10 protein-coding genes and 3 rRNA genes are annotated in these 15,165 nt (G+C 63.1%); 6 read left to right on the forward strand and 7 right to left on the reverse strand.

The genetic code is table 11. The features are described 5' to 3' along the window. Position 1 precedes the first annotated feature (1 nt). A complete protein-coding gene (locus BKA25_RS01635) occupies positions 2–877 on the reverse strand; it encodes a hypothetical protein (RefSeq protein WP_069852694.1) in 876 nt (291 codons plus the stop codon). A gap of 53 nt (positions 878–930) precedes the next feature. Beyond that, positions 931–1,602, reverse strand: a complete 672-nt coding sequence (yczE, locus tag BKA25_RS01640) for a membrane protein YczE (protein ID WP_069852692.1) — start codon at positions 1,600–1,602, stop codon at positions 931–933. A gap of 61 nt (positions 1,603–1,663) precedes the next feature. Between yczE and yczR the strand changes: the two genes are divergently transcribed. After that, on the forward strand, positions 1,664–3,139 hold the full coding sequence (yczR, locus tag BKA25_RS01645) for a MocR-like transcription factor YczR (RefSeq protein WP_069852690.1): 1,476 nt from the start codon (positions 1,664–1,666) through the stop codon (positions 3,137–3,139). Positions 3,140–3,652: 513 nt separating this feature from the next. Here the strand turns inward: yczR and BKA25_RS01650 are convergent. After that, a complete protein-coding gene (locus tag BKA25_RS01650; protein WP_157421308.1) occupies positions 3,653–4,435 on the reverse strand; it encodes a hypothetical protein in 783 nt (260 codons plus the stop codon). Between the two features lie 120 nt (positions 4,436–4,555). Here BKA25_RS01650 and BKA25_RS01655 point away from each other — a divergent pair, with 120 nt between their 5' ends. Next, on the forward strand, positions 4,556–4,708 hold the full coding sequence (locus BKA25_RS01655; RefSeq protein ID WP_157421307.1) for a hypothetical protein: 153 nt from the start codon (positions 4,556–4,558) through the stop codon (positions 4,706–4,708). A gap of 917 nt (positions 4,709–5,625) precedes the next feature. Here the strand turns inward: BKA25_RS01655 and BKA25_RS01660 are convergent. The 4 genes from BKA25_RS01660 to BKA25_RS01675 form a co-directional block, all read right to left on the reverse strand. Further along, entirely contained in the window at positions 5,626–6,303 is a 678-nt protein-coding gene (locus BKA25_RS01660; protein ID WP_069852685.1) for a DNA-3-methyladenine glycosylase I, read from the reverse strand. Beyond that, positions 6,300–7,016 carry an alpha-ketoglutarate-dependent dioxygenase AlkB family protein gene (locus tag BKA25_RS01665; protein ID WP_069852683.1) on the reverse strand — a complete coding sequence of 239 codons (717 nt, stop codon included), beginning with the start codon at positions 7,014–7,016 and terminating at the stop codon, positions 6,300–6,302. The genes BKA25_RS01660 and BKA25_RS01665 overlap by 4 nt, the downstream gene beginning before the upstream one ends. Positions 7,017–7,114: 98 nt before the next feature. Continuing rightward, positions 7,115–7,732, reverse strand: a complete 618-nt coding sequence (locus BKA25_RS01670; RefSeq protein ID WP_069852681.1) for a methylated-DNA--[protein]-cysteine S-methyltransferase — start codon at positions 7,730–7,732, stop codon at positions 7,115–7,117. Continuing rightward, on the reverse strand, positions 7,729–8,232 hold the full coding sequence (locus tag BKA25_RS01675) for an RNA polymerase sigma factor (RefSeq protein ID WP_069852680.1): 504 nt from the start codon (positions 8,230–8,232) through the stop codon (positions 7,729–7,731). Before BKA25_RS01675 ends, BKA25_RS01670 begins: the two co-directional genes overlap by 4 nt. 180 nt (positions 8,233–8,412) lie before the next feature. On the opposite strand from BKA25_RS01675, the gene BKA25_RS01680 reads away from it, so the two are divergent. The 4 genes from BKA25_RS01680 to rrf all read left to right on the forward strand — a co-directional run bounded on the left by BKA25_RS01680 (position 8,413) and on the right by rrf (position 15,052). After that, entirely contained in the window at positions 8,413–8,784 is a 372-nt protein-coding gene (locus BKA25_RS01680) for a winged helix-turn-helix transcriptional regulator (RefSeq protein ID WP_069852678.1), read from the forward strand. A 985-nt stretch (positions 8,785–9,769) separates the two neighbouring features. Beyond that, positions 9,770–11,285 (forward strand): 16S ribosomal RNA (locus BKA25_RS01685). A gap of 389 nt (positions 11,286–11,674) precedes the next feature. Next, positions 11,675–14,786 (forward strand): 23S ribosomal RNA (locus tag BKA25_RS01690). A gap of 149 nt (positions 14,787–14,935) precedes the next feature. Continuing rightward, a 5S ribosomal RNA gene (gene rrf, locus BKA25_RS01695) occupies positions 14,936–15,052 on the forward strand. The 16S, 23S and 5S rRNA genes sit together here, the layout of an rRNA operon. The last annotated feature ends 113 nt before the right edge of the window (positions 15,053–15,165 follow it).

Genomic DNA, 15,165 nt, shown 5'->3' on the forward strand with positions numbered 1-15,165 from the left:
GTCAACGGAAGTCGACGTGCACCAGGCTTTGGTCGTCATGCCGCTTCGCTCGCGGCCACCGGCGGCCATCGGGATCCGACTCCTCGGCGGCACGGACATCGTCGAGGACGGCCTGCACCCCGGCTGTTCTCGCCCGCTCACCGAAGGCCGTCCAGTCCGGAAAGATCCCGTAGTCGTCGACCCCGCAGGACACTCCGTCACTGGCCAACAGCACGTCCCGGACCTCGGCTCGTGGCCAGGCCGCGACCATCGCCTGGAAAGCCGCCTCCGGGCGGGCCTCGGCCACCCAGAAGCCGCCCGGCACATTACGCAGGCGTGCGGTGCGGCCCATCGCGGCGCCCAACGCCGCCCGATGGCCCTCGCCGAAGCCGCCGCCGGTACGCAGTCGGTCCCGGAAACCGGTGGGAGGCGTCGCGTCGACCGAGTCGGGCCGCACCGGATCGGCCTGCCTACGGTCCTGATCCTCGGACCTGCGGTTGGACTCGCGGAGCGCGGCGAGTCGATCGTCGGTCAACGGCCGGGGACCGGAATCGGTGAAGGCCACCACCGGGCTGTCGGCCAGCACCAGCCCCTCCACGACCTCGTCGTCCCAGCGCAGCAACGAGACGGTGCTCGACGGCGAGTCGCCGGGCACGAGGTCGTAGCGCTGCACCAACGTGGTGATGGCATCGGCGAGGATCGTCTGTAGATCGGCGGTCTGCGATGGCAGCCGTTCGGCGAGTTCGGCAGCCAGCTGCTGCGCGTACCAGCCGCCGTTGCGTTCTCGCGGCGTGAGCATGGTCGCCCCGTCCAACAGGACGACGGCTCGCGGCAACACCACCACACGGTCTTCAGAACGGTCGGTTCCGGGCCGCTCGGCCACCTCGACTGTCGGCATTCGTCCAGCCTACTGAGACTGATGAGCCTTCTCCGCAGGCGAAGGCAGGCGCATCAGACCTGCGGGTCGACTGCGGATGTCCTCGGTTGTTCCTGCTCGGCCCGGACGGTGCTCATCGGCAGGAAGAACTGAGTGAGCGGGCCGATCGCCAGCGCATAGAAGACCGTTCCGGCGCCGAAGGTGCCGCCGAGCAGCCAGCCGATGGCCAAGACGGTGAGTTCGATTCCGCTACGGACCAACCTCACCGACCAACCGGTTCGTGCTGCGAGTCCGGTCATCAGGCCGTCTCGGGGGCCAGCGCCCAACCGAGCACCGACATACACGGCGGTGGCCAGCCCGTTCAACACCACGCCCGAGACGAGGAAGGCGACCTGAACGGGGAGGTTCTCCGGCGTGGGTAGCACCGCCAGCGCCACGTCGACACCCAACGCGATGACCACGACGTTCGCCACGGTTCCGATGCCGAGGCGTTGCTTCAGCGGGATCCACGCCAACAGCACGGCGCCGCCCGTGAGCGCGATGACCTGGCCGAAGCTCAACCCCAACCGTTGAGTGAGACCGTCATGCAGCACGTCCCAGGGAGGTAGGCCGATGGTGCTACGCACCATGATCGCCATGCTGGCGGCATAGATTGCCAGCCCAATGGTCAGCTGTCCCAGCCGGCGGGCTGGACGGTATCGAACGGGAAGGCTAGAAAGGCCATTCGAGGGTCTTGGTGCTGCCATTTACCCATAGTCTGCTCGGGTGGCCTCGGAAATCGAGGGCCAATCTGGAACAATTGGCCTTATGTCGAGCGTGCTGCCGCCCGGCCCCCGGATCTCCGGAGCCCGGCTTGCCGTCCTCCTCGGTGCCTGGCGGGACGGCGCAGGCAGACAGGGCGCCAGCCGACTGGCCACCGCGCTGCGGGAGTTGATCCTCGAAGGTCGGCTGGTGACCGGCACCCGACTTCCCTCCGAGCGGGAACTCAGCGGTGTTCTCGATGCGAGCCGCACGCTGATCACCGCAGCCATCGACCGACTGCGCCACGAGGGCCTGCTCGAAAGCAGGCAGGGCGCGGGGACATGGGTCACGGTGCAGGGCGCGCGCCGGGAACCCGGCGGCTGGGCGGCGATGGCCGAACCGGGCCCCTTGGACCTCGCGCTCGCCAGCCCACCCGCGATACCCGAACTGCACGGCGCCATCGAACGAGCCACCGCCAAGATGAAACCGTTGCTCTCCAGCGGTGGACATCAGCTGCAGGGACTGCTCGACCTGCGAATTCGCATCGCCGACCGCTTCACCCAACGTGGCCTGCCCACCGGGCCGGAACAGATTCTCATCACCAACGGTGCCCAGCATGCGTTCGCGTTGATCCTGCGGACCCTCATCTCACCGGGCGACCGGGTACTCATGGAACAGCCCGGATATCCCAATGCCTTCCAAGCCGTCAACGCGGTCAACGGACGGCTGGTCGCAACCGCGCTCCGCGAGGACGGTTGGTGCCTCGACGGGTTGGAGGCATCGATCCGGCAATCCTCGCCTCGCCTGGCGTACCTGATGGTCGACTTCCACAACCCGACCGGCATGCGGTTGTCCGCGGCGGAACGCGACCGGCTGGCCGCCTTGCTACGCCGGACCCGGACCACCGCCGTCATCGACGAGACCCTGCTGGAATTGGACCTCGAAGGCACCGCCGATACAGAGCGGTTGCCCTCGCTCGCCGCGCTGGCACCGGAACAGACGATCACCATTGGATCGGCGAGCAAACTCTTCTGGGGCGGTCTCCGGCTTGGTTGGGTTCGGACCACGCCCGAACTCGTCCATCGGCTCGGTGCGAACCGACTGGGAATGGACCTCGGCTCGCCGATCATGGAACAGCTCGCACTCGCCGAGCTGTGCGCGGAGGTCTTCGAACCCGGTTCGACCGCGATCGCGCGACGTTTGGCCGGCTTCGCCCGCAAACGTGACCATCTACTGGAGCTGATTCGGGAGCACTGCCCGAGCTGGTCGGTGCGAAGTCCCACGGGTGGGCTCTCCCTGTGGTGCGACCTCGGCGCACCGATCGGACCCCGCTTGGCGGCCGCAGCGCGGGAACGCGGGGTTCGGGTCGTGCCCGGCGACCGGTTCAGCGTGCAAGGCGGTTATCGAAATCGGCTACGACTGCCGTACGTGCTGCCGGAAGAACAACTCACCGAGGCGATTCGGCGAATCGGAGCGGCGATGGCAACGCTGGACTCCGCGCCCGCTCTCGACCATGACGAACCCGTGATCTCGGTGACCTGATCCCGTGGTCCGGGCGGCCTGGTGATCGGCCCCGCTCGTGGGGCGGTTGGATCCTGCTATGGGCCCTGTGGGCTGCGATGGCTCGTGGCCGCTCTGCGGTGGCTCCGCCGTGGGCCGCAGGACGGGCATCGCCCATCCTGCGGCCCGCTCACCGGCGCGGCCCCTCGACGCGCCGGGGAGGACCGGCGTGTTCGCCGGTGGTCCGAACCATCCCTGACCTGCTCGGATGGTGTCGTTGTCGACGCCAACCCTCGATAGCGGTAATCAAGGGATCGACATCAATCGGTCTGTGGTTCATTCAGCGATCTGTCGAGACGATGCGCTGCGCAATTCGCAGCGGTTGAGACGTGTCCGCCGAGGCAACGACGTCAGTCGATATCGGGCTCCGCCAGGCGGGAGGCCTGTGTCACTAAACGGGACACCCATAGCGCTGAACGAAGACTCCGGCCCGAACGCGAGAGTCAGCGAGGGCACCGCGCGGCGAGCGAGTCCGCAGGACGCCTGCGTGCGGCTTCAGTCCGGCGTCGGCGCGGGGCGGCGGCTCAAGTCGCTGGTCGCGGACACGTCCTCGGCTTCCAACGAACCCCACAGGGCGGGTTCGGGGAGCGCAGCCAGGGTGGTCAGCACACCACTCAGACCGCGCTGCGGAGCGTGGTCCAAGCCGGTCGAGGACGAGGTCATCGCGGAGGCAGAGCCACCGACAGGCGACTCGGGCCAGCTTCGCAGTGGTACGCGCTGATTCGCCGACCCGAACTGGCCCTGCTGCGCCGGTGCCCGAACCTCGGCAGGGTCCTCGGGGCTCGCAGGCGCGGCCGAACCGGCGACGGGGAGATATATCGGAGCCTTCGGTTCGGTGCCTGCTGCCTCGGTGTTCGCCGGGCCGGGGACGGCCGGGCGGTCAGCGTGGGTTTCCCTGCCCTCGGGCGGATTCGGTTCGAGCTGTTGATTCGAATCCGGCCGGGGCTGCGTCGCGGGCGACTCCGCCGGTACCGGAAGGATCGAATGCCCGGCCAGCCCCCATTCGGAGTCGAGAACGGGCAGGAGTCCGACATTGGTGAGCGGCGGGGCGGGATTGTTCGCGCCGAGATCATCGGCCGGCGCCACCGGCGGTGGGAACACTTCGGGATGCCCCTGACCCGTGAAGGCCGGGAGGGCGTTACGTAGCGCGCCGACCACGGTGCCGATCCGAAGTAGGGCCTGATCGCCGAACTCGGCGACCCGCGATGGCGCCTCCCGAATGATCCGTTGTGGAAGCGAGCCTGCCGCGGACGGCGAGTGCACATTCGCCTGCGGCATGCTCGCCTGCGGCATGTTCGGCTGTGGCGGGTCCGGCTTTGGCGTGTCCGGTCGGGGCACACTCGGTCGGGACGACGGCTGCTGCGGACCCTCGATGCGAAGCGGCGCCTGCTCCGCCTGGTGCGGTTGCTCGTCCAGCTGGCTCTCGAAGGCGTCTTGTTCGGCTGCCTCCTGCTGGGCTGGGCGCTGCTGTTGGGCTGGGCGCTGTTGGGCCGAGTGCTGCTGGGCCGAGTGCTGCTGAGCGTGCGCGGCGGCAAGCGTGCTTTGTACTGAGAGAACCTGTTCGGGGTAGCCGTATTCGGCGACAGGATGTTCGGCGCCTGCCTCGGGCGCCGGGCCCTCTTCGACGGCACCCGTAACGGAGTCCTGGCCGACCGGACCCGGCGCGGCATCACCCTCCTCCACCGGGTGTCGCTCGGCGGCTGGCCTCGGCGGCGCCGGCTCGGCCTCCACAGCTGTCTGGTCGAGTGGGGGCTGGCCCAGATCGGTTGGCGACTGCTGAGGCGGGACCGGTGATCCGTGTTTGTGGGGAGTTCCGCCTTGCTCCGGATCGCCTTGCTCCGGATCGGCTTGCTGGGGATCGGCTTGCTCGGAGGGCTGCGTAGGGCGGCTTACCGGTCCCGACTGCCGGTCGGTCTCCAGCGGGTGGGCGTCGACGTCGGATGCGACGGCCGTGGCCGATTGCTCGACCACGAGTTCGATCGACGCGGATTGTGTGCCCAGGGGGCTCGGCGTCTCCGTAGCCCACCCTGCGGTGGCGCCCAACCACCAGCTGGCCGTGATCGCACCGCCGACGAAAGCCAAGCGCGCCGCCATTCCGCACAGCAGGTGTCCGGCGCCGTGCTTTCTCGCGGTGCGGAACACCCTCACCACCACCTGCGGATGACTGGCCTCGTCTGGAACTCGTGCGCGCCAAGTACGCCACCCCATATTCGGTGTTTCGCACGGCGATCACGAGACTAGTGGCCGGTTACCACTCGTTAAGACGGTTGATCTGTGACCGTAAGAGTGATTAACGGCAGATTGGCTACCGTGTGTCATGTTGATCGAGTGCTCTGGCAGAGTGTTTCGTCGATCGAGAACCGCAATAAGTAATCGGCCTGCGGCCGACGGCGTAATAGCCGCCGACCATGGCTGTCGGACATAGCTCGAGCAACCAATGCCGCAGTGTCCGGCTGCAGGTCTGCTGCTCACGGGACAGCCGGACGGGACCGATCACCTCTGCTGGTGCTCCACACCCCCGACGTGCCTCGACGATGACTGTCGAGCAGATGTGTGTCGACGATCCCCACCGCCTCCATCAGCGCGAACATCGTGGTCGGACCGACGAAGGAGAAGCCCTTCTTGCGTAACGCCTTGGACAGCGCATGTGATTCGGGTGAGGTCGTCGGAATCTCCTCGATGGTCCGAGGTTCCGGGGTGGCGGCAGGTTGGAAGGACCAGATGAACCGTTCGAGCCCGCCCTCGGATCGCAACGCCTGGGTGGCCTTGGCATTGGCGATTGTCGCGAGGATCTTCGCTCGATTTCGCACGATGCCCGCATCCGCCATCAGTCGTTGGATATCCGGGTCGGAATAAGCGGCGATGGCGTCCGGATCGAATTCCTGGAAGGCCGCTCGGAACGCGGGGCGCTTGCGCAGGATGGTTGCCCAGGACAGGCCCGCCTGGAATGCCTCCAGACTGATTCGTTCGAAGAGCGCGCGCTCACCGTGGACCGGCATCCCCCACTCGTTGTCGTAGTAGTCGCGGAGCAGCGGATCATTGACGGCCCAGGGCGGTCGCAGCAGCCCGTCGGTACAGCGGATCGCCCCGGTCGCGCCCGTTGCGTCGGCGGGGCTCTGGTCGGCGGTGGATTCGACCTGGTTCATGGCAGCTTTCCCCGCTCGGTGTCGGCTTGGTCCTGACTGAGGTCGGGCGACTGATGCCCGCTCAGACCCGTGACTCGCATGGTGATGTTCACTCGCCCGTTGCTCATCCCGATATCCGGATTCCCGGTGCCCGGATACACCTTGGGAACACCGTGATACGCGAAGCGGGCCGCACCACCGAAGACGAACAGGTCGCCGGATTCGAGCGCGACATCGGTGTACGGCCTGCCTCGGGTCTCGCTGTTGCCGAACCGGAACAGGCAGGAGTCGCCGAGGCTCAGTGACACCACCGGTTCGTCGACCTGCTCGTCCGCGTCCCGATGCATGCCCATCTTCGCCGCAGCGTCGTAGAAGTTGATGAGCGCGGTATCGGGTCGATAGCCGGCCGAGTTCGCCTCGTCCCCGGTGGCGGCCAGGACCGCACGGCGACCGAGCTCGACCAGCCAGTGCGGTAGCCCCGCAACCTGCGCCCCGTTCACATCCTCGGCGGTACGGGTGTAGCGGTAAGGCTGCCAATGCCAGCCGAGGCAGACCGTTTGGACGGACATCCGATGCCCGGACGGCATCGTGGCGGAGCGCATCGGCACCGGGCTGCCCGCCCAGTCTCGGCAGGCGGCGACCAGCGTCCGTTGTTGCTCGATGTCCAGCCAGCCCGGGACGTGCACCGCGCCATCGGCGACTTCTCGCCGGTCGGGGACGAACAGGGCACTCATCGGGTTACCTCCATCTCTGCCATCCGTATCGAATGCGGCGCGTGGGCTCTTGCCGACTCGATTTCAGTGCACCACCAGGTCAAACTGGACATCGACGGTCAGGCGGCCTCCAATTCGAGTAGAACGCGCTTGGCCGCCAGGCCGCCGAGATAGCCGCCGGGTGAACCGTCGGAACGCACCACTCGATGACAGGGCAACACAACCGGAAGCGGGTTGGTGGCGCAGGCCGTGCCCACCGCCCGGACCGCCTTGGGGCTGCCTGCCGCCGAGGCGACCTCGGCGTAACTGGCGGTCCGGCCGTAGTCGATCTCGGGAAGCCGCCGGAGTACCTGCTGGCGGAACCCCTTCGACAGCCGGAAGTCCAGGGGGAGATCGAATTCGGTGCGGCGTCCCGCGAAGTACTCGCCGAGTTGGCGGACCACCTCGGTCAGTTTCGTGGGAGCCCGCAGGATCCGGGGGCTGATCTGTTCGGCGAGGGCACTCAGAACCTGTTCGTGGTCCTCACAGTCATAGGCGACTCTGACCAGACCCTGATCCGTGGCGGCCAACAACAGCACTCCGACGGGGGTGTCGATGGTCTGGTAGGCGACATCCACCAGCCCGGCGGCGACGGCGGCGTCGGTCAGCCGGGTGTGCAACCGGTCGGAGGTGGCCGGGTCGATCGCGCCGACTGGGGCGAGGATCGTTTCGACGGTTGGTTCTTCGCCTTGGTTCATCGAGTGTCTCCTCTCGGGTGGGGATGCCCCGCATAGATTCGGCGCAGCGTCTTCACACCATCTGCAGCAGCGCGACGCGACGCCTCGACGGTTCCACCCGTGATCTCGGCGATGTCCTTGTAGGGAAGACCGCCAAGGTATCGATAGGCGATCGTGTGACGTTGTCTCGGCGGCAATGCCTTGAGCGCGGCCCACAGGTCGTGGTCCGGTGCTTCGGGCAGCCCGGTGGTGGTCGGTTGATCGACCAGGACATCGGTGGTGGTCGACACCGGGTCGCGAACTCTGGCCCGGGTTATGTCGAGCGCTTTCCGATGGGCGGTCGTCACCAACCACGCTTGTACGTTGGCGCCCGCACGGAGCTTCGGGTACGCCTGCAGCGCGGCGAGGAAGGTCTCCGACCAGGCATCCTCGGCATCCGCCTGGCCGACCACGGCGCGACACACCCGCAGCACCATGTTCGCGTGCTCGGCGACGATCTGTTCGAAGGGCTTCTTGCTCACATAGGTAAGACGTCTGGCGAGGCGGAAACGTGAGATCCCAGAGCGGGGAACACCCGTTCGATGCTGGATGTGGTCCGCGTCGGTCCCGGTTCGCTCCCGGGAGCTCGGCGAGCCCCGCAGTCCGCAGGCGCTCCTACAGTGGGTTGCGACGAGCTCGACAGCGTGCGGAGGGCCATTGCCATGGGGCGGAAGCTATTCGACTGCGGGATCGACGCCGCGGTCGATGTCATCTCGGGCAAGTGGAAGGTCCTGATCCTCTGGGCGCTGTCCGATGGCCCACGGCGTTTCGGAGAGTTGAAGCGTGCGCTGCCCTCCGTCAGCGAGAAGATGCTCACCGAGCACCTGAGGCAGTTGGAACTCGACGACATCGTCGAACGTCGGGCGCACCCCGAGGTGCCGCCCAGGGTCGAGTACTCGCTCACCGAGACGGGAATCGCGCTGAACACCGCGCTGGTGCCGCTCGGAGTGTGGGGCCGGGAGCACAAGGCGCGGATCGAAGCCGTTCGAGGGGCCGATTCGAGCGGGGACAGCATGGCTTCGACGCACAGTTGATCTGCGTCGAGCGGGCTTGCGGGTCGTTCTACGACGCTGACCAGGCGATTTGACTCCATGCTTCTTGATTGCGTACCTTCTCCTCTGCCGCGAGGAGCGCCGGACGGAACAGGACTACGAGAGCCTGGCGGGGACGGTCACAAGAGCGGTTCGGCATGGTGGTAGTGTTCATCAGGCCGGACAGAGTTCCACCGGGTCGTGCGACTTGACGTTGCGATGCGAACCGGGTACTGTTTTGCGGCACCTCCCAGTTAGTTTCGAGATCGAGGTACTACTGTGCCTCCGCTCTTGAATGCATGCACGAAATCAGGCCAAGCCGAGTTCACGCAGAACTGCGGTCAGCCATGGATCGTGCAAGCAGGCTAGTTGGGCTATTTGACAACCGTATATCTGGCGCAGTTCAGCACGGCAAATTAGTCGAAAAAGCTGATTTGACATGGTGATCAACGCCGGGCTACGGTTTTGACAACCGAATATCTCGACTTCGCTCACGAAATCGAACGCACTGGAAACAATGCGGATTTGACAACGTGATCGGCGGCGGGATACGGTTTTGAAATATAAATACGGTTCGGTCGTGGCCAGTGCCTTTCGGGTGTCGGTTTCGGGTGGGATCGGGTTGTGACTGCGAGGTTGCCCCCCGATTTGACAGCGAAAATCGGAACTTGCTAAGGTTTCACCACAACGAGCCGAGAGAAACACCGAAAACCCCGGATTTGGGGTTACGGAGTGGCTCTGATAAGCTTCACCAGCACGACGAAGCCCACTCCGGTGGGTGGAACACAACAAATATGAATCAACACGAGGCGTTCACCGCTGAAACCACGACAGTGTGGTGTGGGTGGTGGTGCGCGTGTTCTTTGAGAACTCAACAGTGTGTCGAGATAATAGCCAGCAGAGCTTGTTTGGTTGTTTCAAAATCCTCCGTTGTAGAGGATTCCTTTGAGAAGATATAGATCAGTCATGGTCTGATTCTCATCATTCATTGATGGAGAGTTTGATCCTGGCTCAGGACGAACGCTGGCGGCGTGCTTAACACATGCAAGTCGAGCGGTAAGGCCCTTCGGGGTACACGAGCGGCGAACGGGTGAGTAACACGTGGGTAACCTGCCCTGCACTTTGGGATAACCTCGGGAAACCGGGGCTAATACCGGATATGACATGCCATCGCATGGTGGTGTGTGGAAAGTTCCGGCGGTGTGGGATGGGCCCGCGGCCTATCAGCTTGTTGGTGGGGTGATGGCCTACCAAGGCGACGACGGGTAGCCGGCCTGAGAGGGCGACCGGCCACACTGGGACTGAGACACGGCCCAGACTCCTACGGGAGGCAGCAGTGGGGAATATTGCGCAATGGGCGAAAGCCTGACGCAGCGACGCCGCGTGAGGGATGACGGCCTTCGGGTTGTAAACCTCTTTCAGCGCCGAAGAAGCGAAAGTGACGGTAGGCGCAGAAGAAGCACCGGCTAACTACGTGCCAGCAGCCGCGGTAATACGTAGGGTGCGAGCGTTGTCCGGAATTATTGGGCGTAAAGAGCTCGTAGGCGGTTTGTCGCGTCGGCTGTGAAAACCTGGGGCTTAACCCTGGGCGTGCAGTCGATACGGGCAGACTTGAGTTCGGCAGGGGAGACTGGAATTCCTGGTGTAGCGGTGAAATGCGCAGATATCAGGAGGAACACCGGTGGCGAAGGCGGGTCTCTGGGCCGATACTGACGCTGAGGAGCGAAAGCGTGGGGAGCGAACAGGATTAGATACCCTGGTAGTCCACGCCGTAAACGGTGGGCGCTAGGTGTGGGGGATTTCCACGTCCTCCGTGCCGTAGCTAACGCATTAAGCGCCCCGCCTGGGGAGTACGGCCGCAAGGCTAAAACTCAAAGGAATTGACGGGGGCCCGCACAAGCGGCGGAGCATGTGGATTAATTCGATGCAACGCGAAGAACCTTACCTGGGTTTGACATGCACCGGACAGCCTCGGAGACGGGGTTTCCGCAAGGTCGGTGTACAGGTGGTGCATGGCTGTCGTCAGCTCGTGTCGTGAGATGTTGGGTTAAGTCCCGCAACGAGCGCAACCCTTATTCCATGTTGCCAGCACGTAATGGTGGGGACTCATGGGAGACTGCCGGGGTCAACTCGGAGGAAGGTGGGGACGACGTCAAGTCATCATGCCCCTTATGTCCAGGGCTTCACACATGCTACAATGGCCGGTACAAAGGGCTGCTAAACCGTGAGGTGGAGCGAATCCCATAAAGCCGGTCTCAGTTCGGATCGGGGTCTGCAACTCGACCCCGTGAAGTCGGAGTCGCTAGTAATCGCAGATCAGCAACGCTGCGGTGAATACGTTCCCGGGCCTTGTACACACCGCCCGTCACGTCACGAAAGTCGGTAACACCCGAAGCCCATGGCCCAACCCGCAAGGGGGGGAGTGGTCGAAGGTGGGACTGGCGATTGGGACGAAGTCGTAACAAGGTAGCCGTACCGGAAGGTGCGGCTGGATCACCTCCTTTCTAAGGAGCACTTCTCACTCACAGCTTTGGTTGTGGTGGGGTTGTCGTCTGGTCTGCCCGAGTGTGGTGGACGGCGGCTGCTCAGTGGATGTGGACTGCTGGTTACCCCCGATGGTGTCTTCGGGTGTTCGAGGCGAGTACTGCACACCGGCTTCTGGTGGGTGCGCGTGGAAAGTGTTCGGATGCTGTGGGGATGGGTTGGGGTCGACACACTGTTGGGTCCTGAGAGAACACGGGGCCCCCTTGAAGGGGGTTGGGTGTCTCTTGGTTGTGAACGGATGGATCGTCTGCGTGTGGTCAAACTGCTTCCGGTTGGGGGTGGGTGGTCGCGGGTGCGTGGGTGGTTTGTTGTTCTTTGAGAACTACACAGTGGACGCGAGCATCTTTGTGGTCAAGTTATTAAGGGCATACGGTGGATGTCTAGGCATCAGGAGCCGATGAAGGACGTAGGAGACTGCGATAATCCTCGGGGAGCTGTCAACCGAGCTATGAGCCGAGGGTGTCCGAATGGGGAAACCCGGCACCCGTCATGGGGTGTCACCCGCATCTGAATATATAGGGTGTGTGGAGGGAACGCGGGGAAGTGAAACATCTCAGTACCCGTAGGAAGAGAAAACAACCGTGATTCCGTGAGTAGTGGCGAGCGAAAGCGGAAGAGGCTAAACCGTGCACGTGTGATACCTGGCAGGGGTTGCGTGTGCGGGGTCGTGGGACCGATCGGCCGGCGCTGCTGAGCTGGCAAGGAGTGAGAAAACGTTGTGGTTAGCGGAAGGTGTCTGGAAAGCACCGGCGTAGAGGGTGATACTCCCGTACGCGAAAACCTGGCGTCTCCTGGTCGTGTTCCCAAGTAGCAGCGAGCTCGTGAAATTTGCTGTGAATCTGGCGGGACCACCCGCTAAGCCTAAATACTTCCTGATGACCGATAGCGGACTAGTACCGTGAGGGAAAGATGAAAAGTACCCCGGGAGGGGAGTGAAATAGTACCTGAACCCGTATGCCTACAAGCCGTCAGAGCCTTTCGGGGTGATGGCGTGCCTTTTGAAGAATGAGCCTGCGAGTTAGTGATATGTGGCGAGGTTAACCCGGGTGGGGTAGCCGTAGCGAAAGCGAGTCCTAATAGGGCGGTTGAGTCGCGTGTCCTAGACCCGAAGCGGAGTGATCTACCCATGGCCAGGGTGAAGCGCGGGTAAGACCGTGTGGAGGCCCGAACCCACCAGGGTTGAAAACCTGGGGGATGAGCTGTGGGTAGGGGTGAAAGGCCAGTCAAACTCCGTGATAGCTGGTTCTCCCCGAAATGCATTTAGGTGCAGCGTCACGTGTTTCTCATCTGAGGTAGAGCACTGGATGGCTAATGGGCCCTACAAGGTTACTGACGTCAGCCAAACTCCGAATGCGGGTGAGTGAGAGCGTGGCAGTGAGACTGCGGGGGATAAGCTTCGTAGTCGAGAGGGAAACAGCCCAGAACACCAGCTAAGGCCCCTAAGTGTGCGCTAAGTGGGAAAGGATGTGGGGTCGCCCAGACAACCAGGAGGTTGGCTTAGAAGCAGCCATCCTTTAAAGAGTGCGTAATAGCTCACTGGTCAAGTGGTCCTGCGCCGATAATGTAGCGGGGCTCAAGCGCACCGCCGAAGCTGTGTCATTCACACGTGTGCTCGGCCTGGTTTTCGGATCAGGTCTAGGTGTGTGGATGGGTAGGGGAGCGTCGTGCATCGGGTGAAGCGGCCGTGGAAACGAGTCGTGGATGGTGTGCGAGTGAGAATGCAGGCATGAGTAGCGAAAGCAGAGTGAGAAACTCTGCCGCCGTATGACCAAGGGTTCCTGGGCCAGGTTATTCCGCCCAGGGTAAGTCGGGACCTAAGGCGAGGCCGACAGGCGTAGTCGATGGACAACGGGTTGATATTCCCGTACCCGTGTGGATGCGCCCATGGCGAGGCTGGTGATACTAACCGCCCGGATTATTGTTGCCCTTTCGGGGGTGGTGGTGGTCTGCGCGGGATCTGAGCTGGTAGTAGTCAAGTGATGGGGTGACGCAGGAGGGTAGCTCCGCCAGTGAGTGGTAGTACTGGTGTAAGCGTGTAGCCTGCTCTGATAGGTAAATCCGTTGGAGCGTGATGGGTGAGACGTGATGCGTAGCCGATTGAGGCGAAGTAGAGTGAGCCCATGCTGCCGAGAAAAGCCTCTAGCGAGTATCCAGGCGGCCCGTACCCCAAACCGACACAGGTGGTCAGGTAGAGTATACCGAGGCGATCGGGTGAACTGTGGTTAAGGAACTCGGCAAAATGCCCCCGTAACTTCGGGAGAAGGGGGGCCGTGTGGCGTGAAGCCTTTTTCGGGCTAGCGTTGTGTGGCCGCAGAGACCAGGGAGAAGCGACTGTTTATTAAAAACACAGGTCCGTGCGAAGTCGTAAGACGATGTATACGGACTGACGCCTGCCCGGTGCTGGAACGTTAAGGGGACCGCTTAGCTCCTTTGGGGGCGAAGGTGAGAACTTAAGCGCCAGTAAACGGCGGTGGTAACTATAACCATCCTAAGGTAGCGAAATTCCTTGTCGGGTAAGTTCCGACCTGCACGAATGGCGTAACGACTTCTCCGCTGTCTCAACCACAGGCCCGGCGAAATTGCACTACGAGTAAAGATGCTCGTTACGCGCGGCAGGACGGAAAGACCCCGGGACCTTTACTATAGCTTGGTATTGGTGTTCGGTTCGGCTTGTGTAGGATAGGTGGGAGACTGTGAAGCGATCACGCCAGTGGTTGTGGAGTCATCGTTGAAATACCACTCTGGTCGTACTGGATGTCTAACCTCGGACCCTGATCGGGTTCAGGGACAGTGCCTGGTGGGTAGTTTAACTGGGGCGGTTGCCTCCCAAAGGGTAACGGAGGCGCCCAAAGGTTCCCTCAGCCTGGTTGGCAATCAGGTGTTGAGTGTAAGTGCACAAGGGAGCTTGACTGTGAGACTGACGGGTCGAGCAGGGACGAAAGTCGGGACTAGTGATCCGGCACTGGCTGGTGGAAGCGGTGTCGCTCAACGGATAAAAGGTACCCCGGGGATAACAGGCTGATCTTGCCCAAGAGTCCATATCGACGGCATGGTTTGGCACCTCGATGTCGGCTCGTCGCATCCTGGGGCTGGAGTAGGTCCCAAGGGTTGGGCTGTTCGCCCATTAAAGCGGCACGCGAGCTGGGTTTAGAACGTCGTGAGACAGTTCGGTCCCTATCCGCCGCGCGCGTAGGATACTTGCGGAAGGCTGTCCCTAGTACGAGAGGACCGGGATGGACGAACCTCTGGTGTGCCAGTTGTACCGCCAGGTGCATGGCTGGTTGGCTACGTTCGGGAGGGATAACCGCTGAAAGCATCTAAGCGGGAAGCCTGTTCCTAGATGAGGTGTCCCACCCTTTGTGGGTTAAGGCCCCCAGTAGACCACTGGGTTGATAGGCTCGAGATGGAAGCTCGGTAACGGGTGGAGTTGACGGGTACTAATAGGCCGAGGACTTGCTCACGAAGGTGCTACGCGTCCACTGTGTGGTTCTGAAGGAACAACCCTGACCGGGGTTGTGTCTCTTCGGGGTCTGGAGCATTCAGGTTTTTCCTGTGTGTTTCGGGTTCGGGGGAGGGACAGCGGGTGGTTGGGTTGTTTGTTCGCAGGTGTGTCGGTGGTCATAGCGGTGGGGAAACGCCCGGTCCCATTCCGAACCCGGAAGCTAAGCCCTCCAGCGCCGATGGTACTGCACCCGTGGGGGTGTGGGAGAGTAGGACGCCGCCGACCTTTACCTCAACCGATGGGTGGGGGAGAGACTGGTTGAAGCACCTTTGAATGGTGCTCCCGGTTTCTCCTCCACCCATTTTTTTGTGTGTCGAGTTAGGTTGTTTGTGACGGTG

Source organism: Actinoalloteichus hymeniacidonis (assembly GCF_014203365.1).
GTDB classification, from domain to species: Bacteria; Actinomycetota; Actinomycetes; order Mycobacteriales; family Pseudonocardiaceae; genus Actinoalloteichus_A; species Actinoalloteichus_A hymeniacidonis.